Source organism: Reyranella sp., assembly GCF_004297405.1.
Classification (GTDB): Bacteria; Pseudomonadota; Alphaproteobacteria; order Reyranellales; family Reyranellaceae; genus Reyranella.
On sequence record NZ_SCVC01000046.1, the window covers coordinates 39922 to 66514 of the forward strand.

Here is a 26593-nt window from a genome sequence, read left to right on the forward strand (position 1 = left end):
CGAGACCGCGCAACCCGTGCTGTCAGTCGAGTTTCGCCTTCAGGGTAGCCTTGAGTTGTTCGGCGATACGATCGGCCGCCAGACCCTGGCCAGATTCCGTCCAATGCGCATCGGACTTGCGATAAGTATCGACCCGGCCTTCGAGGATCGGCCGCAGATCGACGAACGGCACATCTGTGCCGCGGAGTGCTTTGACGAGCCGTTCGTGCATCGCGTCGCAATGCAGATACCAACTGTAGTAGTGCGGCCAGGGCGACCAGAAATCGACAAAGGCAGGATCGACGCCACCCGTCGGGATGATGAAGAGCGAAAACGGGACGTTGCGCTCATGCGCCAGACGATACATGGCCACCAGCCACGATAGCGTCCCGTCGATATCCTTCTGGTGGATGGCGGCGTCGGCCTGCTGAGGTGTCGTGATACTATTGAATGATGTCGGCGTGAGTTCGGCGCGCAGGATGAGATTTGGCAACCAGCCTGCGAGATATTCCTGATCGTCCGGTCTGTCCGCAAAGAGGTCGAACAGCCGCCCGTCGCCACGCGACAGGATTTCCCTCAATTTCTGCTCCGGCACATTGGGGTAGTAGTGGCGCTTCATGTGCTGCGCGAGCTTCGTCAGGCCCTGTTCCTTGGGTTCCTTGGCGATCTGCTGCAAGGTCGCGAACTCGCCTTCGATCGGCTCGTTGCTGTTCAGCACTTCGGACAGGCGCAACCGGTTGACCAGCAGCCAGTTGGTATGCGGCATCACACGGCCAACGATCGAGCGACCCGGCGATTCGTCGAGCAGCGGCGGCAGCCATTCCCACTTGAAGTTGTCACCGAAGAGGAAATCGTTGCCGGAAAAAAAGAACACCGACACGGCGTCCGGCGACAGTGGGAGCGCCACATCGCGCATCCGGTAGTAGTAGCTGCGCGGGTTCGTCCCGCTGATCCCGAAGTTGACGGCTTCGACGGCCTTCTTGCTTTGCCTAAGAAGGCGCTCCTCCACGGCTTCCGGCAGGCTATGCCGCAGCGGCTGGAATTCCACGAAGCTGTCGCCGACAAAAGCAGTCCGCACCGTTCCGGCTGGCGCTGGGTCGAACCTACGTTCGCGATCCCGCATGCCCCAAGAGTTGAACGGCGCCACCATCCACGCTGGCAGTTCGGCGCCTGGCGGAAAGCTGTTGACCGGCGGTGTCGACCGCAGCGCGTAGGCTGGCCAAGACGGACTGTAGAACGACGCGATAATCTCGATCCCCACCAGCGTCACCGCGGCCAGGATCAGGAAGTAGATCGAACCGAAGGCCAGTGTCTTTGTTTTCATTCTGGAAGCCATCTCAACGGCCGTTGCCGAAGAACTTGCCCAGCCGCACCAGTACGCCGCCGCTGTCGTCGTGGCTTTCCTCGCGAGCTCGATCCTCGACCTGGTCACGATTCATATCGGCGATACCGGCGGTAAACAGAGCTAGGGAATGATTGAAGTGCCCTGCGCCGACAGCAGCACAGAGCTCGTCGCGCCGGGCCTGCATGTCCCTATGGACGAGCTGCAGAATATTACGGTTGATCGCCGCCCAATCGTTCCGCGACGTGGCGAAGGTGCCGCCGACGACCGCCGCCGTAGAATGATTGTTTTTGCCATGCATTCGATAGGCGTAAAGAGACTCGTGAATGGCGATGCTTCCGGCGACGAGCACACCGAAGGTCGAAAGATAGTGATCGAGGTAGAGCCGCAACTGCTCATCGGTCTCTGGGTAGATCAGGTCGACCAGACTGCGCCGGAACATCAGCGAGGCCATGCTGTTGCACGACCAGGTCGGCGACCATTCGGCATGGAGCGTCAGGCTGAGCTTCGGCGGAAAATCGGCCACACCCTTCGCGGCATCGATCGTCGGCGCAGCGGCCGGCTCGATTGGACGATGCGGTGGATCCCCGTTGGGCCGCTCGAACCACCAGGCCGTTCCGGCCAGCACCTCACCTTCGCCATTGATGACGTGGGAATCGCAATAGGTGAACCCGACGGGAAAGTCGGTGTTCAGGTGAGCGGAGAGATGTCGTTCGACGAAGGTCTCGTGCCAGACATCGTCACCGTCGAGGAAACAGATGAAGGGCGTGTTGAGTTCGCCGAGCCCTCGTCGCGCCGCGCCGGTCTGGCCGAGGTTCACGGCCAACGGTACGAAGCGAAACCGTCGATCCTTTAGCCTCGTCAACGTTTGCTCAATCACGTCGGCGGTCCGATCTTGTGACGCGTCGTCGACGATCACGACTTCGAGATTGCGGATGGTCTGGCGCGCCACAGATTCGATGGCCTGAGCGACATAGGCCTCGCAATTGTGGCTCGTGATGATGACGCCGACCGGCGGCAGTTTGACTTCGGACATGGTGGTGGGCGATCAGGCTGCCTTGGCGAGAATGTCTTGCGTCCGCTCAGAGGGGACAGCCACGATGTTCGGCGAGACCGCTGCCCCCTCTTTCATAATCTCGACGCCGCCTGTATGCGCCGAGAAAACGAGAATGTCGTAGCGGAAATCGGAGCGAAGGAGTGCCAGGAGTTCCTGCACACTAGTGCCTTGTGCCTGGAGTGCCGGCTCGTTGGCCTCGAGGAGGAGGAGCGGACGCGATGACATCAGCACCTGCCGGGCACCCTGCAGAACACCCACTTCGGCGCCTTCGACGTCGATCTTGATGAAGTCGATCCTCGGGAACCCGCAGCGTTGGACCACATCGTCCAGGGTCTCGACCGTGACCAGCTCGGAGTCGACGGCGAGCACGTCGTCATAGGCGAAGGTGCCGAGAGTATTGTGGCCGGCATGCAGGCCGTGAGCGATCTTCAGGCTCGCCTGCCCCGCCGCCGCGCCAAGCGCCGATGGCCACACAACGACGTTCGACAACCTGTTGCGTTCGATATTGCGTGTGAGGTTGGCGCGCTCGCGCGAACTCGGCTCGGCCGCCAGCACGCGCCCCGACGGACCGATGCGACGTGCGGCAAAGACGGTGTAGAGACCGTCGTTTGCGCCGACATCGATGACGGTCATGCCCGGCGTCAGCACGCGGTCGATGAAAGCAAACTCGTTGGGCTCGAATGATCCGCTGACATAGAGGCAAAGGCTCTGATCGTTGCCGAGGGTCACGTCGACCGTCGTGCCGGCGTACCATGGGATGCTGAGCGGCACGCGAAGCTTTTGCTCCAACGCGAAATCCCAAAGGGCGGCCCGGCGCAACGCCGTCCACCGCCGTTCGATGAAATACTCGGCCGCGAAGGTCCAGCCCGGATAGCGTTCCAGCCGCGGCCGGCCGCGCGACCACAAGCCGGCATAGAGCTTGCCCGCCGTGGGCGCGTTCACGAGCAGCCAGCAACCCAGCCTGTCGAGGTAGTTGCCGACTTTCCACCGATAGTCGGACCAGACCTTGGCAAGGCCCCGAGGGGGATCGGCGAGCATCATCACTTCAACAACCAACGGGCAGGGCAGCGTGAGTGCCTAATGATATTGGGTCGGGCGCGGCGGCAAAAGCGATCTTAACCCGACAATACGCGGCCATTGGGGCAAGCCCAGCGATTCTTTTACAGCGCACAGCGACTGCTGACGCCCCAGTGATGAACTTGAAGGAAGGGTGTTCGGGGTTTCTCAATGTTTTGCGCTGAGCGCCAAACGGGCCTCTGTCGAAACCCCTTGAAACCCTTCTAGATCAATGGAGCGGGCGAAGGGATTCGAACCCTCGACCCCGACCTTGGCAACACGCCCAGACCATTTACGCCACAGCATCTTTCTCTAGCCGCAAAGCCTATAAGTGACTGTACCACAAAGGTTTTCTCCAGTTTAACCCATCCCTGCCCTATCCTCTCAATACCTTACGATTTTCGCTCTCGTGCTTCCCCCCTGCTTCCCCGGCCTCCGCCGAAAACCCGGGGAAGCAGTACGAATCGTGTGGTCTTTGAGGAAACGTATTATGGGTAAGATTACCAAACGTGCAGTAGACGCGCTTCAAGCCGAACCTGATCGCGACGTGTTCGTGTGGGATGCGGAGTTGAGAGGCTTCGGAGTTCGCGCGAAGCCATCGGGAGTGAAGACCTTCCTCATCCAGTACCGAAACATGGAAGGCCGGACCCGCCGCTTGGTGCTAGGGCAATACGGCGTGCTGACGCCCGAGAGCGCACGCCACCTCGCCCGCAAGAAGCTCACCGCTGTAGCGGAGGGCGCCGACCCGGCGGCCGACCGCCAGGGCGTCCGGGTCGGCATGTCGGTCAAGGAAGTGTGCGATTGGTATTTGGAACAGGCTGAAGCCGGCCGTCTCCTCGGTAGAAACCGCCGGCCGATCAAGGCATCGACACTCAAGAGTGACCGAAGCCGGATCGAAACGCACATCAAGCCCTTGGTCGGTGTCCGGCTCGTAAGCCGCCTCACTTTGCACGACATCGAGGGAATGCAGGCGGATATCGCGGCAGGAAAGTCGGCTCGCGGACGTAAGAAGGGTCGCGGTGGCCGGTCAACTGGGGGACCCGGCGTCGCTAGCCGAGCGATCAGCACACTACGGGCATTGCTCGGCCACGCCACTCGTGTCGGCGTCATTAGCAAAAATCCTGCGGAAGGCGTCCGGCAGCTGGCAGTCGGCAGCCGCAAGCGACGGCTGAGCGAAGACGAAATCCGTCGTCTCGGACGCGTGATGCGCGAAGCTGCAGCCGAAGGTGAGCATCCGACCGGTCTCGCTGCTATCCGGCTCATGCTCCTGACCGGTTTCCGACGGATGGAGGTGCTGGGACTAAAGCGGCCGTGGTTCAGTCGGAGCGATCACTGCATTCGCTTTCCTGACACCAAGAGCGGCGAACAGGTCCGAGCGCTTGGAGAAGCTGCGATGGACTGTATTGAAGCCCAGCCCACCCGTGGGGGTTCTGTCTTCGTCTTTCCGGCCGACTGGGGCGACGGGCATTTCATTGGTGTCGTCCGCGTACTCGACCGTGTTTGCCGGAAGGCGAAACTTGGCGGCGTGACCCCGCACGTGCTCCGCCATACCTTCGCTAGCGTTGCAGGCGACCTTGGCTTCTCCGAACTTACGATAGCCGGTTTGCTTGGACACTCCGCGCACGGCGTCACGCAAAGGTACGTGCACCTGGATACGGCCTTAGTCGTTGCGGCTGACAGGGTTTCGATGGAGATCACAAAGATGCTCGGATCCGAAGAGCCGATAGGTAAACCATCCAACATCGAGTACGTTGCTTTGCAGCGGGAAGACGCGGCACCGCAGCCAGTCGAGGACTTCAATTTCTCCTCGCTGACGATCGATTTCACTCATAGACAAAGGTGAGTCGGTCTCGACTCTTTAGCGTCGCCTACACCGACGGCTAACCGGCCAACGACGGTAGCCAGAAGAAATAGGCATTCAGCATGTAGAGACCAGACAGGATCAGGATAAATCCGCCAACCGTCTCGAAGGCGCGTCGATACGGGTCCAGGCCGCGCAGATTCTCGAGCCAGCCGATGCTGATGGCGCCCACGGCAACGGGAAGCGCGCGCCCGACAGCGAACGCGAGAAGCAGCGCGGCGCCCATCCAGGGCGAACCAAGCCCTACAGTCGCCCCAAGAAGAACGACCAGTGCCGGCGTACAAACCGGGCAGATCGCAACGGAGAACACCGCTCCGAGAAGGAACGCGCTCCAGACCGCCGAGGGCCGTTTGGCCTTCAAGGCAAATGCCGGAAGCGGCAATCGGACCCAGCCTGCCCACATAAGTCCCAGCAGGATGAGGAACGGACCGACAACCACTCCCCATTCCCGTCCCAGCAGAGAGGCCACCCACTGGCCGCCGAGCCCGGCCGCAAAGCCCATCGCTGTGTGCACGACCAGCATGCCGACGATGAACACCGTACCGAACAGGATCGCCTGCTTCTTCTCGCGGGCCCTGGTCACATAGGCGAGCGACACCGGGATCGAGGCTATGGCGACGGGATTGAAGCTGAACAGAAGGCCGGCAAGGAAACCAAGCCCGATGGCCGCAATGCCGGCATTGGCAACAGCCTGTTGAAGGGCGTCGGGCGCCACTTCAACGCCTCCGATCGTTCCGCCTGATCAAGGCGGCGCGGAGTTGCTGCGGTGTCGGCAAGGACGAAAACACGAGTTCGCCGTCGATCACGACCGCCGGCAAGGACAGCACGCCGCGCTCGACGGCGTAGTCCATCTCGTCAAGCACATTGATTTCGCGCCACTCCAGGCCAGTGACTGCCGTTTCCGCGGCGGCCTTGAGGCTCTCTCTCGCGCCGGCACAACGGCTGCATCCTGGCGCATGGAACAGCTCGATCTTCATGGCTCAGTGCACCTGGCCAACGGCTTGCTCCAATGCGGCGATGATGGTGCAGTCCTCGACAGGCTGCGCCTCGTTGGCGCAATCGGCAATGAGGCGATCGAGCGCCTTGGACATGGATTTCATGGCCTTGATCTTGTGCTCGAGCTGAAGCTTCTTCTCGATGGCCCGTTTGCGCACGTCACCGCAACAGGCGGCATCGCGGTTGCGCAACACGAGGAGGTCGCGGATCTCCGTCAGCGTGAAGCCGCAATGCTGCGCTTGCCTGATGAAGCGGATGCGACGCTCGGAACCTTTGTCATAGAGGCGATAGCCGCTCTCCGTCCTGTCGGCCGGTTCGATCAGTCCTTCGCGCTCATAGTAACGCAGCGTATCGGTGCTGGTCTCCGTGAGCGCGGCGAGTTTTCCGATCGTCAACATGCTTGACCTCCAACGCCATCCTGGGCCCTGGAGTATAGTCCAAGGTCAAGGCCTGCAGCCGACCGTCTCGGGCTCACGCAGTCTGCGGCGATGCGCCTGCGAGTGGGCGGCCAACACTCTGAATCGCATCGAAAAACAGCCGCGGGCTGCCCCAGAGCGAGTTGATGAAGATCGCCGTCACGCTCACCGCCATCGCCACCATTGCCCAGACAGGATGGATCAGGCCCGTCGCCGCGAGCGGGATGCCCGCGCCATTGAACAGAAAGGCCAGCACGACGTTCTGGACCATCTTGCGGTAGCTGCGGCGGCTGATGTCCCGCGCTTCAGGAAGGGCACTGAGTTTGTTGGACAGGATGATGATGTCGGCCGCCTCGATGGCGATATCGGTGCCGCCGCCCATTGCGATGCCAATGTCAGCCTGCATCAGGGCGGGAGCATCGTTGATGCCGTCGCCAACCATCGCAACCCGGGCGTCCGCCTGAAGCTCCCGAACGATGGCCGCCTTGCGCTGGGGCAATATGCCGGCATGGACTTCATCGACGCCCACCTCGCGGCCCACCCGTTGCGCCGCGCGTTCGTTGTCTCCGGTCACGAGGACGGTCGAGAGGCCGGACTTGCGCAGGCTGGCGACGGCTTCGATCGCATCCGGCCGCAGCGTGTCCCCTACAGCGACAATGCCCAACGCTCGCCCTTTGTTCGCGACGGCAATCACGGTCCGCCCCGCCGCCTCGAGTAGTTCTATTCGCTTCTGAAGGAGCGAAAGGTCGATGTTCCGTTCGATGAGGAAGCGTGGGCTGCCGACGATAGCCTCGCTACTGCCGATTTGAGCGACAACGCCCTGTCCTGGGAACGCCTGGAACGAAGCCACCTCGGGCGGTGTAACACCGCGTTCAAACGCTGCTTTGACGACAGCCTGGCCGAGCGGATGCTCGGAAGAAGCTTCCACCGCGGCCGCAATGGCCAGGAGTTCGGCTTCGCTTCCTCCGGCCGTTTCGACCTCGCGAACCGTGGGGCGGCCTTCGGTCAGCGTACCCGTCTTGTCCAGGATGATCTTCCTTACGAGCCTGAACCCCTGAAATGCTTCGCCGGTTCGCATGAGGATGCCCCTTTCGGCGGCCTGCCCCGCACCGCGCACGATGGAAAGTGGCGCGGAAATGCCCACGGCGCAGGGGTAACCCATCACCAAGACACTGAGGCCGGCAAAGACTGCGCGCTCGATGTCGATTTGCCCGGTAGCGAGCCACGAACCGGCAAGCCATCCGACAAAGGCCAACGCCGCGATCACCAGGACCGCCGGCGTATAGACCCGCAGCACGCGGTCGATGAGATGGAGGATGCCGGGCTTCAACGCCCGCGCATCCTCGACATGGCGGATCACCTGATGAAGGAAGCTACCTTCCCCCACAGCCGTGATGGTCACCAACAGCGTGCCCGTGCCATTGATCGATCCACCGATCACTGCGTCCCCCTCACGCTTCTCGACGGGGACGGCCTCGCCGGTCACCAGAGACTGGTCGACGCCAGAATATCCGTTGACCACGGTGCCGTCGGCCGGGATGCGTTCCCCTGGACGAATTCGCACATGCTCGCCGAGCTCTACGTCCTCGATCGGAACTTCAAGCTCCTGGCCGGCGCGCACGACTCGCGCCGTTTCGGGCTGCAGATCAAGCAGACGCTTCACGGCCTGCGAACTGCGCGTCTTGACGATGAGTGAGAGCCACTCCGAGAAAATGTGGTAAGTGCCGACCATGACCGAGACGGCAAAGAAAGCTGCGGTCGGATAGTCAGGTCGATCCAATACCAATCCGATGACGCCGCCCGCCATGCCGGCGAAGGCGCCGATTTCCAGCAGGACGTGCTGGTTGAGGATGTCACGCCGCAGCGCCTGGACGGCCATATGCAGGATATGCCTGCCCACTCCGAAGATCAGCACGACGGCCAACGCGCCAGCCAGCCAGGGCGCGGCGCGCGTTAGGTGTCCTGTCAGGTTGAGATAGAGCAGCGACAGCGCCATGACCGTGAGGCCCGTCGCGGCGCCGATCGCGATCCACAAACCGGTCGATCTAAGGACGAGGAACACGAACCCGCCGAGGCTGAGGCAGACCAGCGCCGGCAGAAAGCCGATCCAGCCAACCGTTGGGTCAGCGATGATAGGGATGGCCGCAACGCTGAGGATCACCGCGAGCACGAACCGCCGCGCTTCGTGCACGAGATCGCGCTCTTCGTCTTCGAAGGCGCGAAGCTTGCGCGGATCGGAGATCGTGTAGCCGATGTCCCGCAAGGTTTGCAGCAGACGCTCGGGACGCGCGACCGCCGGATCGTATTCGACGAGCGCCTGTTCGTGCGTGAGGCTTACCGCCACCTTGTCGACGCCCGGCATGCGGCCGAGTGCCTTCTCGATGGTGCCGGTGCACAGCGAGCAGTGGAGGCCGCCAATGCGGGCTCGGATCTTCCGGCGATCGGGGCGGCTCGACGGCTCTTCACTCCAGGGTTGGAAAGAGGATTGAGCCAGAGTTGCGTTTGTCATTGCTTGCACCATGGGATGCGACGATCGCTACTCGTGGCCGACGATACGAAAGCCAGCATCGTGAACCAGTGCGACAAGACGATCTTCGGTTACGGCCTGCGGATCGAAGAGGATGCGGGCTTCCGCCTGTGAGAAGGAGACGGCAGCTGCCTGCACGCCAGGTAGTTTCTCGGCGAGCGCCTTGATCCTGCCGGCGCAAGCATCGCAGTTCATCCCTTCGATCTTGAATGTCGCGGTTTTCATTCATCGGCTCCCGGTGAAGTGCTGTCGACGAGCGTAAGCTAACCCTTGAAGTTAGCTCCAAGGTCAAGGGACTCTTTGCTATCTCGGGAGGCCATTTCTTCGCCAGAGCCACCTAACTCCGCACAAGCCCGTGGTTACCCTTTCCAGCTGCTGCTGTGCCCCCCTTCCCTGTGGCAAGCGGGGTTGAGCTCGGCGTTGGAACAGGATGGCGAGGCAGAACAAGATCACAATTGATAGTTGCCCCGGCGGATACGCACCCCGACAGGATCGGCCAGGCCAATGAAGTTTTCCTCCGCTTGGCCCGCCTGATCGGCCGCCAAATGGCTCGTGAGGCCTTCGAGCGTGGCCTACGTCGAACGCGGGCCGAAAAGAATGATGGATGCCCCGACAAGAACCACGGCGGCTCCAACTATGTCCCAGCGATCGGGCCGCGCTCCCTCTAGGAACCAGAGCCAGGCAATAGAGGCCGCTACGTAGATACCGCCGTAGGCAGCATAGGCACGACCAGCATAGTCAGAGTCGATCAGGGTCAGTAGCCAGGCAAACGCGACCAGACTGACGATACCCGGCAAAACCCAGACTGGCGACTTGCCGCTCCGCAGCCAAACCCAGAAAGCAAAGCAACCAGCAATTTCCGCGAGTGCCGCACCCGTATAGATCAAGAGAGCTTTGGCCATGCGATCTGCCCTGGAGTCACTTGATGCGGTGCCGTGACCGCGCGCCGCGTATGGAGGTCGGACTCTTAGCTGGACCAACGCCTGTCCTGCGAACTGTTGTGGGCAAAGCTGCCTTCGTCCTGGGTGCCGCCAGGGCTTGCAGCAGCTGGCATTCGGGCACCGTGGTGCCCGCGCAGGAACGGACGAGGTCCGACAATACACGTTCCATCCGACGCAGGTCGGCGAGCTTTGTGCGCACCTCCGCCAGATGCGCGATAGCCAGCTCTCGAACCTCGTCGCAGGTATTCGCCTTGCGATCGGCAAGGCCCAGTAGCCGTCGCACGGCATCGAGCTTGAATCCAAGGTCTCGCGCCTGGCGGATGAACGACAGCCGCTCGACATCGGAGGCGTCGTACAGCCGGTAGCCGCCCAAGGAGCGTTCCGGCTTACGCAAGAGCCCTTCCGTCTCGTAGTAGCGGATGGTTTCAGCCAGCACGCCCGAGCGTTTGGCGAGGACGCCAATTGGGATCATCCCTGGAGTGGTCATGGTTCCACCTTCACTCCGTACATACTTGACCTTGTAGTTCCTACAAGGTCTAGGCTTGCCAAACCATGACTGATTTTCACAACACACGCGCTTCGACGCCGCGGGCGGAGACTGGGCGCGACGCCGCCAAGACGACCTTGGCCACAGGCGCGCTTCTGGCGGCATTCGGCGTCGCATCCTGCTGCGCGCTGCCGGTCGCGCTCGCCGCGCTCGGGATCGGCTCGGCCGGCCTGTTTGCAATCGCGGCACTGGTCGGGCCTTATCAACTCCATGTCCTGGCCGCGGCGGTCATCTGCCTCCTCGGCGCAGCCGTGCTCATGTGGCGTCAGCGCCGTGCGCGGGCCTGCGGCGCTGCAGGTCCGCGCAGCCGGCCGGTCCTCGACCGCATTAGTCAGGTCGCCCTCGTGCTGGCACTCGGGTTGCTGGCCCTCACCTTCTGGATGGAGCCGCCGCTATGACACCGATCCTGGAGTCGACACTGACTTGCCCGGACTGTGGCACGCAGGCGGTCGAGACCATGCCGACGGATGCATGCCTCTACTTTTACATCTGCACCGGGTGTGGCAGCCGGCTCAAGCCCAAGCACGGGGATTGCTGTGTCTTCTGTTCCTATGGGTCGGTTCCCTGCCCGCCAATCCAGATGGGCGACGGGAACGCATGCTGCGCCGCTGAGCCGACAACCGTGGTCCCGGAGGTTTGCTCACTGCAACCGGCCGCATTCCATGAGCGAATGGCCGAAATCGGAGCGCTTGTGCAGGCCTACGGCGGCGTCGCGGAACGCACGCCGGGCGGCGTAGTGTTGCGTTTCAAGGTGGGAGAAGGTTTGCTTGGCGCGCTCGATGTGCTCGCCGAGAAGGAGCGCTCATGCTGCGCGACTCTCAAGTTCACGGTCACGGAAGAAGCTGGCTCGATCTCATTCAGAATTGGCGGTCAGGCTTCCGATAGCACGGCGATCGAGGACTTGGCGGCGCGTCTCGGCGTTGCGCCTCTTTCGGGCGAGCTGCGTGCCGGCGTGCGCCGACCGGACTGGTCGAGGATGACTCTTCCGAAGGCTCGCGAAGTCCTGCAGCGCAGGCTTGCCGCGCATCCCTCAGGCGTAGATGGCTGGGCAGGATTGGACGAGGCCGAGGACAAGGCTCTAACAGCCATCCTGCGCCACTTTGCGGATCATGGACGAGGCCCATCGATCGAGGATGTGGCTGGTACAAGCGGCCAGCCTCTCGATACCGCGCGGCGCGCGCTGGAGACGTTGCGCAAACGCGATCTTGTCGTCCTTAACGAGTCCGGCGCAGCGATCCTCGCGGCCTACCCTTTCGCCGCCTACCGCACCGGTCATCGCGTTACTCTTCACGGTCAAACTGTGGACTCCCTGTGTGCGATTGACGCGCTGGGCACTGGCGCGATGTGCCGGACGGAAACGACGATCAGCTCTGAATGCGCCCACTGCGGGAAGCCGATTTATATCGCGACGTCGAGTAGTGGCACGACGCTGGCAGCGGTCGAGCCCAGGACGGCTATTGTCTGGTATACCTTGGCATTCGAGGGCTGCGTCGCCCAAAGCCGTTGCCCCAGCACGGTGTTCTTCTGCGATGACGATCACTTGGCGGCATGGCGCTCTAGCAGCGCGCAATCGGCCGGCGACCGGCTCACGGTGGAGGAAGCACTGGAGATCGGCATCGCCTTGTTCGAGCCGTTGCTGAGATTGGCCTGACGGCGGATCACTCAAACCTGATCAGATCCACTTCAGGGCCAAGCTCGACCGCCCCATAGTAATGCTAGGGTCTCACTTTGAAATTGCGGGTCGGCGAACGACGAAGCTGGCGAAACCGCACGCGAGACACAGCGCGCAACTGCCGATCAAGGCGACGGCGTAGCTACCTGTCCACTCGATGCTCGCGGCAAAGGGCAGGGGTCCGAAAGCAGCTCCGGATACTCCAAACAGGGACGACACGCCGCGAATCGCACCGAGATGATCGCGGCCGAAATACTGCGCGTAGCCCGCCGCGCCGATCGCCTGCTGCGACCCGTACGCGCCACCCAGACAAAGTGCATAGAGCCAGCTCACGACGATGCCGGTCCCGAATGCCGGCAGCGCCGATGCCAGCGCCAGGAAGAGCATCGCTACCGGCACAAGGCGGCGCGGCTCGTAATAGTCGATCAGTGCCCCGGTCCCCAGCGTCACGGCGACCTGGACAGCCGCATAGACCGACAGGACGAGCAAGGCATCGGCCCGCCCGATACCCGCGCCCTGCATGATCGAGAAATGGTTCAGCAGCAGTGCGGTGCCGATGGCATTCGTCAGGAAGCCGATGGCGGTCAGCAGCCAGAAGACGCCGGTACGCAGCGCCTGCGGTCGCGTAAACGACGGCTCTTCCCGCACCTCCGTGGTGGCCGGCGGCAGTCCGGCATCCGTGGTCAGTCCGTATTTCTCCGGCCGATCGCGGAACACAAGCGCCGCGACGGGCAGCAGGGTGGCGCCGATCAGCAGGGCCAATGCCAGATAGGCGCCACGCCAGCCGTAGAACGAGATCAAGGCCTCGATGGCCGGCGGGAAGATCATCGAGCCGGCTGCGACACCGAGGCTCGCGGCGGCGGCGGCGATGCCGCGACGGTGCACGAACCACAGGTTCACGACCTGACCGCTGACCAGGCTCAGCCCGCCGATCGCCGTGCCGCGCAGCAGGGCGAAGCCGATCAGCAGCATCAGGCCTGACTCGACGATGGCCATGTAGGCGCAGGCGAGCGCAAGGGCCGCCGCGATGATCGTCGCCGACAGGCGCGGACCGCGCCTGTCGATCCAGCGGCCGATCAGGGGAGCGGGCAGGATGCCAGCCAGCGTGCCGGCGGCGTATGCCATCGACGCCCAGGACCGCGAGACTTGCAGCTCAGTAGTGAGCGGGTCGAAGAAGACTGACACGCCGGCCGTCTGGCCCGGCAGCGTCATGAAGGAGCCGAACGTCCCGGCGGCAAGGATGATCCAGCCGTAATGGACGGGCGAGTTCTTGATCAGGTCTGGCCGCCTCTCATTGTTGTCCGCGGCCATTCTAAGGCAACATAACCATAAAGCTAGTTTTATCGTTGATATTCGTGGCAGCCACCGCCTAAAATGGCGGCATGAATCGCGACCTTGCTGCAAAGTGCCTGAGCGAGCTGGGCAACCTGACCCGACTCGATATCTTTCGGGTGCTGGTCCGCGCTTCGCCCAAGGGCCTCAATATCGGAGAGATCCAGGCACGCCTCGACATACCGGCCTCGACCTTGGCTTTCCATCTGCGCGGTCTGGTCGAAGCCGGCCTGGTCGTGCAGGAAAAAGTCGGGCGGGAGGTGAGGTGTCGCGCCAACCATCGTCAGGTCACGATGGTTGTCGAGTTCCTGCGGGAGAAGTGCTGCATGGGCTTCGTCGAGGAGGAGCCCTCCCGCCCCGGGCGGCGCGCCGAGGCTGCTTGAGCAATTCTTCAAGGCTCCTGGTCAATCGATAGGAACAGCTTAACGCTGCAGCGCGGTCTTGCTTTGGCGCCACTCCGCCGGAGATCTCGGTTGAGAGTTGCCGGGTCCGAGCCGTGCGGATGAGCTCGTAGATCTCGCGGCCGACTTTCTCGTGCGAGACCAGACCGCGCTGAGCGCCCCTCACGGCCGTAATCGAGTTTTTCCGGCTCCTGGCTTTGTGGGCTCGATCTGACATGGGGCAACCATTTGCCGGGCTCCATCGTTAAAGGCATGTATGCACATAAATGCCTATATGGAGGCAAGATGGCGGTATCGCGACAGGAAGCTGCGCGTCGGTGCGTGGCGGTCTTCGACACGGGGTTCTTCAGGGCACTGTGCGAGCCGGCTCGCATCGCCGTGTTACGCGAGCTCATTCTCCTGGGCCGTGCCGATATCGCTGCGATCGCCGCCCGCCTGCCCCAGGATCGCTCGGTCGTCGCGCGCCATTTGCAGCAGCTTGCCGCTGCGCAAATCATCAGGGCGAGCAAGGAAGGCCGCCATGTCTTCTATCAGATCGACGCCGGCTCGGTCGCGGCACGCCTCGAAGGCATTCTCGCGATAACGCGTCTGCTCGAGTCGGCGATGGGCGCCAATGGCATGGCAACCAAGGCCAGTCGCTCTGATCCGCACAAACCGATGGCAAAGCGACAATCGCATGCCTGATGAGACAACCATCGTATTCGGCGTGCCGGTGCCTTCTATCGACCCTGGCTTCCTCGCCGTCGTGCGCTTCCACATCCTGGTAGGCGTGGCCTGTGTTATCGCGGGCTTGGTTGCCATGCTCAGTCGCAAGCGCCGAGGTCGTCATTCGACGTCCGGAACACTCTACTACTGGTGCCTGGCGGTACTTGTCGCTTCAGCGACTGGCCTCTCCGTGGTGCGTTGGGCCGAGAACTATCACCTGTTCATTCTCGGCATTCTTTCCTTGATCGTAGCGACTGTCGGGCGGACAGCCCTGCGTCAGCGTTGGCGCCATTGGGTCAGGGTGCACATCACCTGCATGGGTCTGTCATACATTCTTATGCTGACCGCGTTCTACGTGGACAACGGCAAGAACCTGCCGCTCTGGAGCGAACTTCCCCAAATTGCGTTCTGGCTGTTGCCTGCGGCGATCGGCATACCGCTCATTGCGCGCGCCCTGGTGAGACATCCGCTGGCGCGGCGCGAAAACACAAAGTGATCCGTTGAATTGCAAGCTGCCGGTGTATCAACGGCCACGGTTCCTTTGTTCGAAAAATGAGAAACCACCCGAAAGGAAACGCGCCCGCGCGAATCCCCGCGACAGTGGCGGCGCACCTCTATTCCTCAACGTTGTTTGACTAAAATTCAACCGAAAGCCTTCAATGCTTCATCAGATTCGGGTCGAGAGACCGACCTGCCGCTCCAATCTGGTCGATAGACTTGAATTGGTTGGCTGCGGCCCTTTAGAGAATGAGTCGCGAGTGATACCCAGGCTAAATCCCGCTCGAGATCTGGCGCCGAAGCGAGGACATCGGCAGAGATCAACATCGACTCGCCGAGTTCGGCGGTCAGCCGCTCGATCCGTGCGGCGGTATTGACGGTGTCGCCAATGGCCGTGTACTCGAGCCGGCGTTCGTCCCCTAACGGGCCGGCGATCACGTCGCCATAATGGATCCCGACACCGATCTGTAGCGGTGGCAGCCCCTCGGCGAGCCGCTCGGCGCTCCACTTCTCGATGGCGGAGACCACGGCAAGTCCGCCAAGTACCGCATTCCGCGCATCGTCTGTGCGCGGCTGCGGCACGCCGAAGATGGCCATCACGCCGTCGCCGATGAACTTGTCGATTGTACCGTGGTGACTCATGATGGGTTCGGAGATGCGCCGTCTGTAGTCGTTCAGGAAATCCGCAACCTTATCGGCGGGCATGTTCTCGGCCAGGCTCGTGAAGCCTCGCAGATCGGCAAACAGTATTGCCGCATTTTGCGGCCGGAACGATGGCGCCGCGCTGCCGGCGTTAGCGATCTCGTCCACGAGCTGCGGACTGAAATAGCGCGATAGATTACCCCGCAGGCGGGCCTCGACGAGCGATCGGGTCAACGTCCGACGCGCCCGCGTCACGGCGACGAATAGCGCGAAAGTCACGAGACCGACGAACGCTAAACGCCCGAGGGCGGCGGTGAACGCTGCCGAGGTCCACGATCCTATGCCGACAAGGGGCGCTATCAACAGAATCGCGATCCACACGGCCACGAACAGTCCGCCGGTGTACACGACTAAAAAAGGTCTGTGCCGCACGGCTGCAGCCGCGAGAAACACGAAGATCAGCAACGCCACCGGCGTATCAAGCACGAGATACAAGGGTTGCCCGGTTGCCAGGGCGAGATCCGCAAGGCAGTGGACCAACAACATCACATCAAGGCTGGCCAACAGCCAAGGTATCCAGGGGTGGAACAGGCTTCGACGAGCGGTCACGAGGCCCGCCACGGTGATCATGGCGAAGCCGCCCAACGGCACTGCAGCGGCGTGGCGCGATTCCAGAACCCCGAGAGACCAGAAAACCAGAACCAGGACGAGCAAGGAAAGAAGCCGCACGACGGCAACGATCCGTTCCGTGCGACGCTCGAGTTTCGCGAAGGTTCGATTGACGTCCGTCGTCATAGGCTTTCGTCCATCGCGTTGCCCGCGAGCGCGCTACATGATGTGCATGGCCTTCATAGCCGTAAGCTATCGCCCGCGGCCCTTGAGTATCGACGTTCCGGTCGTCCGGCGGCAAGCCCTAGGAGTTCTTTGGAAAGGGCCACGCCCGGAACCTGACTTGTCTATGGGCATGGCAGGTTCAGGCTGAATCCAGGCAGGCGAACATTGAGCTCGAGCGCGGTTAAGGTGCTCTGTGATCTCAGCCCTGCTGCCGCTCCGCGGCGAGCGGCATGATCTCGACATCGATCACGGCCTCGACCGGCGGATAGACAAAGCCGTCGCGCCGGTCAGCCACGGGCGCGATCGCGATCCGTTCGACCATTCCGGTGTCGGGCTTGGCTTGGCGCGGCGCCTGGTCGGGGCCGATGCCCGGCGCCTGGTTCACCTCGGTCCCGGCGTCGAACAGCGCGACCTGGCTCGTGACTTTGCCGTGCATGGCTCTCCCACCGGTATCGAAGAGCGCGATTCCGCCGTGCCGGGGAGCGAAGAACAGGTCGTTCGACTGGACGAACATGGTCGCGAACTGCAGCTTGTCGCCCGGCGACGCGGTGAACATGAAAGGCTGGCCGGGCAGGAACATGCCGCTGGAGGTCAGGCCTTTGATGGCGGTGACCTTGTCGAGCAGCGGCTGGAAGTTGCCGTCCTCGGCGAGGCGCTCCAGCGCCTCGGCGGCCGGGATACCCGGCGTGAACAGGACATGCGGCGTCGAGCTGACAACAAAGACGCCCGGCGCGATCGGTGCACCCGACGTTCCACCATCCGGCAGCTTCAGCGTCTTGTCGGTCGCAACGTTGCGGATCGTGACGGAGAAGGTCGTCGACCCCGTGGCCCGGCCGGTCGAGGCGAGGCCGGCCGTGAAAGCGGCGGCGCCTGCGCCCAGGAGTACATGCCTGCGATTGAAATGCGTCATATCGGGATCCTTCTCGCCATCTTCGCGCATCCTGGACGATCCCGGATGCGCGATGGGCAATCTGGCGCTTGCGCTGGTGCGGGGACACGACCGATTCGCTATCGTTTTGATGCATTTCGAACGAATGGCCGAAGGTGTCTATGATCATTGAGGTGATCGACCGACAAAAGGAGTCGATGAAGGCCCGGCGGCTGTCGTAAATGATCGATCACTATCAAGGTTCTTGCCCAGTCCCACGGCACACACCGCGAGGCGAAGGAATGCAGCCAATAACAGCGACCCCACGCCCACGACCACGAGCCAATGCCAATTCAAAGCCAGACCGCAGGTGAAGGCGACCGCCACCAAAATGACGAGCGTTCGACGGCGGCAGTGACGATGATGAGCAGAGTCGAGCCGCTTGAGGATCGAGGAAGTTTGAACGGGCAGACTGTGGGCCGATTCGATCATGGAGAACTCGCTCTTGAGCGCTCACTCCTTGGCGTAAATGGTCGGGTCACTCCCATCCTTGGGGAGAGCGTAGATGACGAACGGTCCCGTCTTCGTCCCGGACATGCCCGGCGAGCCTGTAGGCATGCCAGGCAAGGAGATGCCGGCGATCGGTGGACGTTCTGATAGCAGCCTGCGGACCACATCAACGGGCACATGGCCATCAACCACATAATCGTCGACGAACATCGTGTGGCAACCTTCCAGATCGGCCGGCACCCCGGCCTTACGGCTGATGCTGGCGAGATCGTGAGTCGGCTTGACAGTTACGTCGAAGCCATTGCGGCGCAAGTAGGCCGCATATTTTTCACAGCAGCCGCATTGCGGGCTCGTGTAGAGAAGCGCCTTAGGCCGCTCCTCGGCGTGAGCCACGGCGAAAATCATCATCAGTAAGGCGGCAAGGGAGAGAATACGGCCCATCTGTTGATCTCCTTCGCTAGGTTGTTCCATCGGTTTGACGAGACGGTCGTCCCTCGCTCATCACTTGCGGATAAGGCCGTCACCGATCCTGATAACTGCCATCATGCCGGCGGTCTGATGGTCGGTGACGTGGCAATGCACCATCCAGTCGCCGGGGTTGATCGACCCGCCACCTTCGCAAAAGCAAGGCCTGCCGTCGCCGAGAGCAAGGCTCGGCGCAAGATCAGTGGTGAAGAGGTGGTTCTCATGTCTCACTGCATCGGTGTTGATGCTGGTGCCGCCGGCTCGTTACTCGCGAATCCGCCGCCGCCAATGGAAAGCGCGGCCTGCAGGTCAGCAGCGGCAAGATAGAAATCGCGGCGCGCGTCCAGCGCAGAGGCAGTGGCTCCGATGCGCACGCGTGCGTCGACGAAGAACCTGAACAGATCGACCCGCATCCCCTCGCCGGCCAGCACACCGTTGTTGTATCGCAATGCCACCTCGCGAGAGACCGTCTGGCGCAGCGGCAAGACGCGGTCACGCCAGAACCGAGCGATGTCGTAGGTGCCACGATAGGTCTCGTAGGCGATGCGCGCCTCGGAGCGGGCATTGACGGCCTTTGCGGCGAGCCGATTGAGCGCCCGCATGTAGGTCTCCCGTGCTGTCCGCGTGCGGGCTTCGCCGGTATCGAAGATCGGCAGCTGGAAGTCGAGCTGGGCACCACCGCGGTTGATCTGGGTGTTGGTATTGGTCAGCGGGTTTGCCGACTCGCTGTTGAAGATGCCGGCCAACTGCAGCATCGAGACGTAGCGCGTCGCCTCGGTGAGCGACAACGATTTGGCCTGCGCGGCAACGTCGTGGCGCGCCATGACGAGGTCGACCCTGCGGTTGATGGCTTCAATTTCCACCGTCGCCATGGATTCGGGCTCCCCGGGCAGAGGCGGCAGCTCGGCGGGCAGATTGAAGGAGACGTCGCCTCCCCACAGGCCCATCAGGCGGATCAGCGTCTCGCGCTCGCGGCGCGCCGTGAGCCGGGCTTGGGCCATCCGTGCGCTCAGTTCGGCATAAAAGGCGGCGAGTTCGGCCTGATCGAGCTGGTCGCCGCCGCCGGCTTGACCAAGCTGTATGTTCAGTTTTACTGCCGCGTCGACCGTGCCGCGCGCCTGATCAAGGAAGCCGACCTGTTGCTGGGCAGCCACGGCACGGATGTACGCCTTTCGCGTGTCCACGGCGAGGCGGAGTGTGGTTAGGATCGCCTGGTGCCGAGCGTGCGCGAAGTGCTCGGCGGCGATCGCCGTCCGGCGCGGCAGCGTGATCAGGCTCAGGATGTCGCCGATCAGCCTCAGCTCGAAATTTGCAACGCCCGTGCCCCCCACATTCATCAACGAGATTCCCGGATTGGGTGGCAGGCTGGCCTGGACATAGGCCGCCTCGGAGATCCCCAGGTCATTGTAGGCGGCCTGCAGGTCGCGGTTGTTGAGCAGCGCCACCTGCACCGCCGCATCGGCTGAGAGCGGCATGGCCAGCAGGTTGGCGACCTGCTCTTTGGCCTGGTGCGCCTGCTCGACGCTGGCGATCTTGACGACATTCCTGCCGATGCCGGAACCGGTCTCCCGGCCGACGCCCTGCGCCACCTCGCTCATGCCGCCGTCAGGCGAGAACGAGGCGCAGCCGGCGAGCAGGCCGGTGAGCGAAAGCACTATGACGGCAGGCCGGATCATGGCGTCCTCCCCAGCCCGTGATAGACGGTGCCCGCCATGACCGGGCGATAGGGTGCGTCGGAGGACGGCGCCGTCGAATCGTCAGGTCCAGGCGATGGCGCCAGCGTCGGCGGTGTCGACTCCGAGCAGGCCTGAAGCAACGCAACTAATGCTGCGAGCATGAAGTATCTCATGTGCGGGCCTCCGCTAGGCGAGTCGATGCCGGCTGCAGGCTCCAGCCCTTCACCAAGGCGTAGAGCGCGGGAATGACCAGCAAGGTGAGCAGGGTCGAGCTCACCATGCCGCCGATCATCGGCACGGCGATGCGCTGCATCACCTCCGAGCCGGTGCCGGTGCTCCACAGGATCGGCAGCAGCCCCGCCATGATCGCTGTCACCGTCATCATCTTCGGTCGCACGCGCTCGACGGCACCCTCGACGATGGCGGCCCGGAGATCCGAACGGTCGAGGGGGCGGCCCTCGGCCTCACATTGGCGGTGCCGCTCCTTCAGCGCATGATCGAGATAGATCAGCATCACCACGCCGGTCTCGGCGGCGACGCCCGCCAGGGCGATGAAGCCGACGGCAACGGCCACGCTCATGTTGAAGCCTAGCCACCACACGAACCAGAAGCCGCCGACGAGCGAGAACGGCAGCGACAGCATGACGATCAACGTCTCCGTCATGCGCCGGAAGTTGAGGTAGAGAAGGACAAAGATCAGCAGCAAGGTCGCCGGCACGACGATCTGCAGCCGAGCCTCGGCGCGTTCGAGAAACTCGAACTGGCCGCTCCAGATGGCGTAGGAGCCGGGCGGAAACTTGACCTTTTCCTGCACGGCGCGCCGCGCATCAGCGACATATCCGCCGAGATCGCGGTCGCGGAAATCGACGAAGACATAGACCGCGAGTTGGGCGTTCTCGGTGCGGATGGTGGTCGGGCCCTGGCTCGGCTTCACCTCGGCGACCTGGCCCAGCGGGATCATGCCGCCGCGCATGGTCGAAATCAGCACGTCGGACGCGATGGCCCGCGGATCGGAGCGGAAATCCCGCGGATAGCGCACGTTGACCGAATAGCGCTCGCGGCCCTCGACCGTGGTGGTGACCGCCTCGCCGCCCAAGGCGCTCGACACCGCGAGCTGCAAATCCTCAATGGTGAGGCCGTACTGAGCGAGCCTCATTCGGTCGGGCACGATGTCGAGGAACGAGCCGCCGGTGACTCTCTCGGCAAAGGCGCTGGTGGTGCCGGGCACGCTGCGCACCGCCGCCTCGACCTGGCGGGCAAGGCCTTCCAGTTCGCCGAGGTCGCGCCCTAGCAGCTTGATGCCCACGGGCGTGCGGATGCCGGTGGCCAGCATGTCGGTGCGGGCCTTGATCGGCATGGTCCAGGCGTTGCTGACACCGGGGAACTGCAAAGCCCGGTCGAGCTCGGCGATCAGTAGGTCGATGTTCATGCCTGGCCGCCACTGATCCTTGGGCTTGAGGTTGATCACCGTCTCGAACATTTCGAGTGGCGCCGGATCGGTGGCGGTGCCGGCGCGGCCACCCTTGCCATAGACCGAGGCCACTTCGGGGAACGATTTGATGATCTTGTCCTGAGTCTGCAGGAGCTCGGCCGACTTGGTGACGGAAAGGCCAGGCAGCGTGGTCGGCATGTAGAACAGCGTGCCCTCGTCAAGGGCGGGCATGAATTCCGTGCCGACCCGCATCGCCGGCCACGCCGTGGCGCCCAGTATCGCCAGCGCCAGAACGATCGTCAGCACGCGTGCCCGCAACACCAGATCGATGGCTGGCCGGTAGATCCAGATCAGCACGCGATTCACCGGATTGCGGCGTTCCGGCAGGATGCGGCCGCGCACGAACAGAAGCATCAACGCCGGCACCAAGGTGACCGACAGCAGCGCCGCCGCCGCCATCGACAGGCTCTTGGTCCAGGCCAGCGGCTTGAACATCCGGCCCTCCTGCGCCTCCAAGGTGAAGATCGGCAGGAACGACACGGTGATGACCAGCAGGCTGAAGAACAGAGCCGGACCGACCTCGACCGCCGCCTCGATGATCGCCTCGCTGCGCGGCTGGCCTGGTTTCAGCCGTTCCAGATGCTTGTGGGCGTTCTCGATCATCACGATGGCGGCGTCGATCATGGCACCGATGGCAATGGCGATACCGCCGAGGCTCATGATGTTGGAGCCGATGCCCATGATGTGCATGGCGAGGAACGCCATCAGCACGCCGACCGGCAAGGTCACGATCGCGACCAGCGCCGAGCGCACATGCAGCAGGAACACGAAGCACACGACCGCCACCACGACGCTCTCCTCGACCAGCGTGCGGATCAGCGTGTCGATGGCGCGGTGGATCAGGTCGGAGCGGTCGTAGACCGCCTCGATGCGCACGCCCTCCGGCAGGCCGCCGGCGATCTCCTTGATCTTGGCCTTCACGTTGGCGATGACGTCGAGCGCGTTCTGACCGAAGCGCTGCAGGACGATGCCACTCACCACCTCGCCCTCGCCGTCGAGCTCGGCGACGCCGCGCCGTTCGTCAGGCCCGAACTCGACCCGCGCCACGTCGCGCAGCAACACCGGCACCGACCCGTCGGCACGCAGCACGATCTGCTCAAGGTCCGCGGTGTTCTTGATATAGCCGCGGCCACGCACCATGAACTCGGTCTCGGCCATCTCGACGACCCGGCCGCCGACCTCCCGGTTGGAGGCGCGGATCGCCGCGATCACGCTCGCCAGTGGCACGCCGAAGCTGCGCAGCTTGGCCGGGTCGACCACGACGTTGTATTGCCGCACGAAACCGCCGACACTTGCCACCTCGGCCACGCCTTCGGCCTTGGCCAGGCCGAAGCGGATGTACCAGTCCTGCAGCGAACGCAACTCGGCCAGCGAGCGGTTCGCGCCCACCACGACGTATTGATAGACCCAGCCGACTCCGGTCGCATCGGGTCCCAAGGTCGGCTTGACATCGGCTGGCAGCTTCTGGGCGCCAGAGTTGAGGTACTCCAGCACACGGCTGCGCGCCCAGTAGATGTCGGTGCCGTCCTCGAAGATGATGTAGACGAACGACACGCCGAAGAAGGAGAAGCCGCGCACCGCACGGCTGCGCGGCACCGCCAGCATCGCCGTGGTCAGCGGATAGGTGACCTGGTCCTCGACGACCTGCGGCGCCTGGCCCGGCATCTCGGTGTAGACGATCACCTGAGTGTCGGAGAGGTCCGGGATGGCGTCGAGCGAGACGCGACCGACGGCGTAGAGCCCGCCGCCAGTCAGGCCAAGGGTGGCAATGAACACCAACAGCAGGTTGCGCGATGACCAGCGGATGAGTCCGGCGATCATTTGGCGTCTCCTGCGGTGAACGCCGCAAGTGCCGCCCGCAGATTGCTCTCGGCGTCGATCAGGAAGGTGGCCGCCGTCACCACGCGCTCGCCCGGCTTCAGCCCGTCGAGCACCTGAACGTACCCAGCCACGCGTGCGCCGAGCTTCACCGGCCGCGGCTCGTATCGGCCCTCGCCGCGTTCGACCAGCACGACCTGGCGCTTGCCGCTGTCGATCACCGCAGAGTCGGGCACTGCCACCCATCGGCCGGGGATGGGCGCCACGATCTCAACGGTGGCCGCCATGTCGGCCCGCAGTAGCCCATCAGGATTGGCCACCTCTATTCTGAGCCGCGCCGTGCGGCTCTCCTTGCCGACGCTGGGATAGATGAAGGTCACGCGGCCGGGAAACGACCGGTCGGGCCAGGTATTGACGGTGACCTTGGCCACGTCGCCTACTTTCACGAAGGCGAGATCCTGCTCGTAGACCTCGGCCAGCACCCACATCGTTGAGGTATCGACGATGCGAAACAGCACCTCGCCGGGCTGGTATCGCATCCCCTTGACCGCCATCTTCTCAACGACCGTGCCGGCCTCCGGCGCGGGCACGCCGATGATGCGCGGCGCGCGATCGCCGCGACGCAACTTCTCAAGCTCGGCCTCGGGGTAGTCGAGATTGCGAAGGCGGCCTTCGGCACCGCTCTGCGTACCGCGCGACAGCATGAATTCCTGCTGAAGCACGTTGAGCTCGGGGCTATAAACGTCGAACAGCTTCTGGCCGGCCGTTACGACGTCGCCGGTCGCATTGACGTAAAGCTTTTCGATCCAGCCGCCGAACTTCGGGGCGACCACCGCCTGGCGGCGCTCGTCGTACTGCACCGAGGCGAAGGTGAGTATGGTGCGTGCCAGCGCCCGCTCCTCAACGATCTCGCTACGCACGCCTAGCCTCTGGACGCGGTCGAGGCTCACCTTGACGACATTGCCGTTCTCCGGCGCACCCTCGTCCTCGCAGACGGGGATGTAGTCCATGCCCATCGAGTCCTTTTTCGGCACGGGAGAGGTATCAGGCGCCCCCATCGGATTACGGTAGAGCTTCGCCGGCTTGCCATTGCAGGGCCCGCCACTGGGTGCTGCAGCCTGGGCGGCCTCCATCGGAGTGCCGGGCGTAGTCCCCTTCCACAGCCACAGCACAGCGCCCGCGCCGGCGGCAAGGCCCAAGACGAGGGCGAACAACGCCAGCGACAGGGCGGCACCCCGCTTCGAACTCGATGCGTTCGACATACGACTTCCCTTCCAAAGACCACGCGCACAAAGCGCTTGCCACGCCGCGCTACGCCACCAGGCGTGCGCTACGTTCCTGCAATGATCGGGAAATCAGATCCGCGGTGGGAAGGGATCGGGCGGCGGTGACCGGCCGTGCAGGGCGGCCGGCGGACGGAGACTAATAATCTCTTTGGTTGAAAACGCCTGCAGGGAAAAACTCGCCACGCCGAGAGCCGGCGCCGAGGCCACGCAGCTCTGCACGCAACCTGCCATCGCTGGCTGGCATGGCCCACCCTGGCAATCAGGGCAGTGATCGCAGGGCTCGGATGTCGCCGTCTGCGCCGGGGCGCTACTTAGCGAAGGTGCCGAGCCAAGCGCGACCGCCGGCAAACTCGCCGCGAGAACGGCAAAGCAGGCCAGCAAGCCGGCAAGGAGGCGCAGACGACGCATGGCTATCATAGTGTGCTAATCGACCGGACCTGCCAACAGCGCAGTTGTCACGGTAGCGTTATGCAGAGATGCTGAATCGATGGCGTAGCGCTGGGCCAAAAACCACCGGCGCGCCGATCGAACAAAGCGACTTCTCACCTCGATCGGAGGTATTTCACGAGAGCCGTAGCGCCCAACAAAAGAACGACGAGGGCTAGTAGTCCAATCAACCATCCGCCCCACATCATGGCGCCGCAGGACATGCCTTCGCACATCGGGGGTCCTCCTAACGGATCGGCGAACGCGCATTGCCGTAACGGCGCCATACTTCGACGGTTCCCGCCGGCCGACGGAGCCAAGTTCTCGAGGCGCGCGCTGTCGTGTCAAATTGAGTTCTCTATTCTGGTGATGACAAACCCTTCAGTGTCGCGTTCGACTCTGAATCGAATCTTGTCTCCCGGCGTCAGCCCTATGAGCATCGCCGGGTCCTTGACCCGAAAGATCATGGTCATGGATTCCATATAGAGCTGGGTAATCGGCTGATGCTCGATGGTGATCTTGCCGGCATCGGTATCGACGTTGACGACGCGGCCGGCGGACAGCACTCGTTCGCCGGACAGGCTGGCGTCCCACGCCAGCGCGGGCAGGGCAACGGCGCCGGTCGCCGCTGCGACGACCGCCGCGAAAGCTCTTCGACCGAACATTTTTTGACCTCCGACAGTATTTCCGGATCCAGCGAGTGCCCGGCTTGGGCACTCGCCGGCGGGCGGTGTTCGCAATCGCAGGCCCACCACGACGTCATTGGGCATCAAAGGTGACCGCACCGGTGACCACCTCGCTCGCGCCGCGGATCGTCCTCTCCTGCATGAACTTCACGGAGGAATTGAAGGAGCGTTCGACGCGAGTTGCACCCGGCACCTTGGCGGAGACCTGTAATGTCTGGGGACCAGCCGTTGCCGTCTCGACAAGGAATCGGCGGGATCCCGCTGGTTCGGCGACGGTGTTGATCGCCGTGGCCGCAGAGATCTCCGCGTTCCCAACCGGCCTGCCATCGGCCGTGCGCACGAGGCGGACAGTTACGTCCGACTTGCCGGCCCCGGCAGGTATCGCCTGCACCAGCTCGAACCGATAGTCCTTGCCGGCGGCGAAGGCGGGGCTGGACATCGTGATCGCCACCGCGGCGGCGAAGGTCGCTGCGCTCGAGGCCAGAACTACGCCTGTGCCGAGGAGCACCCTGCGAAGGGAATAGGTCATGTCGATCTCCTTGTCGAAGGTAGGACGGTCC

General features: G+C 63.3%; 28 protein-coding genes and 1 pseudogene. 7 read left to right on the plus strand and 22 right to left on the minus strand.

The genetic code is table 11. The features are described from left to right. Positions 1-22: 22 nt before the first annotated feature. From EPO50_RS28715 to EPO50_RS28725, 3 genes are read right to left on the minus strand one after another with little or no spacing between them, the layout of a single operon-like run. Positions 23-1303: an SGNH/GDSL hydrolase family protein gene (locus tag EPO50_RS28715; protein ID WP_296350048.1), complete on the minus strand. Its 1281-nt coding sequence runs from the start codon at positions 1301-1303 to the stop codon at positions 23-25. Between the two features lie 13 nt (positions 1304-1316). Continuing rightward, a complete protein-coding gene (locus tag EPO50_RS28720; protein ID WP_296350050.1) occupies positions 1317-2357 on the minus strand; it encodes a glycosyltransferase in 1041 nt (346 codons plus the stop codon). A 12-nt stretch (positions 2358-2369) separates the two neighbouring features. Continuing rightward, a complete protein-coding gene (locus tag EPO50_RS28725; protein WP_296350052.1) occupies positions 2370-3419 on the minus strand; it encodes an FkbM family methyltransferase in 1050 nt (349 codons plus the stop codon). Between the two features lie 505 nt (positions 3420-3924). Here EPO50_RS28725 and EPO50_RS28730 point away from each other — a divergent pair. Further along, the gene (locus EPO50_RS28730) at positions 3925-5277 is read left to right on the plus strand and encodes a site-specific integrase (protein WP_296350054.1); all 1353 of its coding nucleotides are present in this window, start codon (positions 3925-3927) and stop codon (positions 5275-5277) included. A 37-nt stretch (positions 5278-5314) separates the two neighbouring features. On the opposite strand, the gene EPO50_RS28735 is transcribed toward EPO50_RS28730, so the two are convergent. From EPO50_RS28735 to EPO50_RS28765, 7 genes are all read right to left on the minus strand, one after another. Next, positions 5315-6010: a cytochrome c biogenesis CcdA family protein gene (locus EPO50_RS28735; RefSeq protein ID WP_296350056.1), complete on the minus strand. Its 696-nt coding sequence runs from the start codon at positions 6008-6010 to the stop codon at positions 5315-5317. Position 6011: 1 nt separating this feature from the next. Continuing rightward, the gene (locus EPO50_RS28740; RefSeq protein ID WP_296350060.1) at positions 6012-6272 is read right to left on the minus strand and encodes a thioredoxin family protein; all 261 of its coding nucleotides are present in this window, start codon (positions 6270-6272) and stop codon (positions 6012-6014) included. 3 nt (positions 6273-6275) lie between these two features. Then, entirely contained in the window at positions 6276-6689 is a 414-nt protein-coding gene (locus EPO50_RS28745; RefSeq protein WP_296350061.1) for a heavy metal-responsive transcriptional regulator, read from the minus strand. Positions 6690-6762: 73 nt separating this feature from the next. After that, a complete protein-coding gene (locus EPO50_RS28750; RefSeq protein ID WP_296350063.1) occupies positions 6763-9216 on the minus strand; it encodes a cation-translocating P-type ATPase in 2454 nt (817 codons plus the stop codon). A 27-nt stretch (positions 9217-9243) separates the two neighbouring features. Then, positions 9244-9459: a heavy-metal-associated domain-containing protein gene (locus EPO50_RS28755; protein WP_296350065.1), complete on the minus strand. Its 216-nt coding sequence runs from the start codon at positions 9457-9459 to the stop codon at positions 9244-9246. A gap of 347 nt (positions 9460-9806) precedes the next feature. Further along, entirely contained in the window at positions 9807-10136 is a 330-nt protein-coding gene (locus EPO50_RS28760) for a YnfA family protein (RefSeq protein ID WP_296350066.1), read from the minus strand. A gap of 16 nt (positions 10137-10152) precedes the next feature. After that, positions 10153-10662: a helix-turn-helix domain-containing protein gene (locus EPO50_RS28765; protein WP_367268074.1), complete on the minus strand. Its 510-nt coding sequence runs from the start codon at positions 10660-10662 to the stop codon at positions 10153-10155. 65 nt (positions 10663-10727) lie between these two features. Between EPO50_RS28765 and EPO50_RS28770 the strand changes: the two genes are divergently transcribed. From EPO50_RS28770 to merB, 3 genes and pseudogenes are all read left to right on the plus strand, one after another. Beyond that, the gene (locus EPO50_RS28770) at positions 10728-11120 is read left to right on the plus strand and encodes a mercuric reductase (RefSeq protein ID WP_296350068.1); all 393 of its coding nucleotides are present in this window, start codon (positions 10728-10730) and stop codon (positions 11118-11120) included. Beyond that, a pseudogene (locus EPO50_RS28775) lies at positions 11117-11302 on the plus strand (GDCCVxC domain-containing (seleno)protein); the annotation flags it as partial. The gene EPO50_RS28770 and the pseudogene EPO50_RS28775, both read left to right, overlap by 4 nt. A gap of 90 nt (positions 11303-11392) precedes the next feature. After that, positions 11393-12373, plus strand: coding sequence for an organomercurial lyase (gene merB, locus EPO50_RS28780; protein WP_367268081.1), 981 nt, complete (start codon positions 11393-11395; stop codon positions 12371-12373). A 72-nt stretch (positions 12374-12445) separates the two neighbouring features. On the opposite strand, the gene EPO50_RS28785 is transcribed toward merB, so the two are convergent. Then, on the minus strand, positions 12446-13705 hold the full coding sequence (locus tag EPO50_RS28785; protein WP_296350070.1) for an MFS transporter: 1260 nt from the start codon (positions 13703-13705) through the stop codon (positions 12446-12448). Between the two features lie 71 nt (positions 13706-13776). Between EPO50_RS28785 and EPO50_RS28790 the strand changes: the two genes are divergently transcribed. The 3 genes from EPO50_RS28790 (at position 13777) to EPO50_RS28800 (ending at position 15328) form a co-directional block, all read left to right on the plus strand. Next, positions 13777-14109, plus strand: a complete 333-nt coding sequence (locus tag EPO50_RS28790) for a helix-turn-helix domain-containing protein (protein ID WP_296350071.1) — start codon at positions 13777-13779, stop codon at positions 14107-14109. 303 nt (positions 14110-14412) lie between these two features. Beyond that, entirely contained in the window at positions 14413-14811 is a 399-nt protein-coding gene (locus tag EPO50_RS28795; RefSeq protein WP_296350073.1) for a helix-turn-helix transcriptional regulator, read from the plus strand. Further along, positions 14804-15328, plus strand: a complete 525-nt coding sequence (locus tag EPO50_RS28800) for a hypothetical protein (protein WP_296350075.1) — start codon at positions 14804-14806, stop codon at positions 15326-15328. The genes EPO50_RS28795 and EPO50_RS28800 overlap by 8 nt, the downstream gene beginning before the upstream one ends. Positions 15329-15474: 146 nt before the next feature. On the opposite strand, the gene EPO50_RS28805 is transcribed toward EPO50_RS28800, so the two are convergent. The 11 genes from EPO50_RS28805 to EPO50_RS28855 all read right to left on the minus strand — a co-directional run bounded on the left by EPO50_RS28805 (position 15475) and on the right by EPO50_RS28855 (position 26562). Continuing rightward, positions 15475-16767: an adenylate/guanylate cyclase domain-containing protein gene (locus EPO50_RS28805; protein WP_296350076.1), complete on the minus strand. Its 1293-nt coding sequence runs from the start codon at positions 16765-16767 to the stop codon at positions 15475-15477. A gap of 238 nt (positions 16768-17005) precedes the next feature. Continuing rightward, on the minus strand, positions 17006-17746 hold the full coding sequence (locus EPO50_RS28810) for a spondin domain-containing protein (RefSeq protein ID WP_296350078.1): 741 nt from the start codon (positions 17744-17746) through the stop codon (positions 17006-17008). Positions 17747-17860: 114 nt separating this feature from the next. Then, positions 17861-18166 (minus strand): hypothetical protein, encoded by a 306-nt coding sequence (locus EPO50_RS28815; protein ID WP_296350082.1) that lies wholly within the window; start codon positions 18164-18166, stop codon positions 17861-17863. A 21-nt stretch (positions 18167-18187) separates the two neighbouring features. Continuing rightward, positions 18188-18592, minus strand: coding sequence for a DUF411 domain-containing protein (locus EPO50_RS28820; RefSeq protein WP_296350472.1), 405 nt, complete (start codon positions 18590-18592; stop codon positions 18188-18190). Positions 18593-18685: 93 nt separating this feature from the next. After that, entirely contained in the window at positions 18686-18880 is a 195-nt protein-coding gene (locus tag EPO50_RS28825) for a multicopper oxidase domain-containing protein (RefSeq protein ID WP_296350083.1), read from the minus strand. Then, complete coding sequence (locus EPO50_RS28830) at positions 18877-20325, minus strand: TolC family protein (protein WP_296350084.1); 1449 nt, start codon at positions 20323-20325, stop codon at positions 18877-18879. Before EPO50_RS28830 ends, EPO50_RS28825 begins: the two co-directional genes overlap by 4 nt. Beyond that, positions 20322-20498, minus strand: coding sequence for a hypothetical protein (locus tag EPO50_RS28835; RefSeq protein ID WP_296350086.1), 177 nt, complete (start codon positions 20496-20498; stop codon positions 20322-20324). Before EPO50_RS28835 ends, EPO50_RS28830 begins: the two co-directional genes overlap by 4 nt. After that, complete coding sequence (locus EPO50_RS28840; protein WP_296350088.1) at positions 20495-23638, minus strand: CusA/CzcA family heavy metal efflux RND transporter; 3144 nt, start codon at positions 23636-23638, stop codon at positions 20495-20497. The genes EPO50_RS28835 and EPO50_RS28840 overlap by 4 nt, the downstream gene beginning before the upstream one ends. Beyond that, positions 23635-24897, minus strand: a complete 1263-nt coding sequence (locus EPO50_RS28845; protein ID WP_296350090.1) for an efflux RND transporter periplasmic adaptor subunit — start codon at positions 24895-24897, stop codon at positions 23635-23637. The genes EPO50_RS28840 and EPO50_RS28845 overlap by 4 nt, the downstream gene beginning before the upstream one ends. A gap of 794 nt (positions 24898-25691) precedes the next feature. Next, positions 25692-26117, minus strand: a complete 426-nt coding sequence (locus EPO50_RS28850) for a copper-binding protein (RefSeq protein WP_296350092.1) — start codon at positions 26115-26117, stop codon at positions 25692-25694. Further along, positions 26107-26562 carry a hypothetical protein gene (locus tag EPO50_RS28855; protein WP_296350094.1) on the minus strand — a complete coding sequence of 152 codons (456 nt, stop codon included), beginning with the start codon at positions 26560-26562 and terminating at the stop codon, positions 26107-26109. Before EPO50_RS28855 ends, EPO50_RS28850 begins: the two co-directional genes overlap by 11 nt. Between the last annotated feature and the right edge of the window lie 31 nt (positions 26563-26593).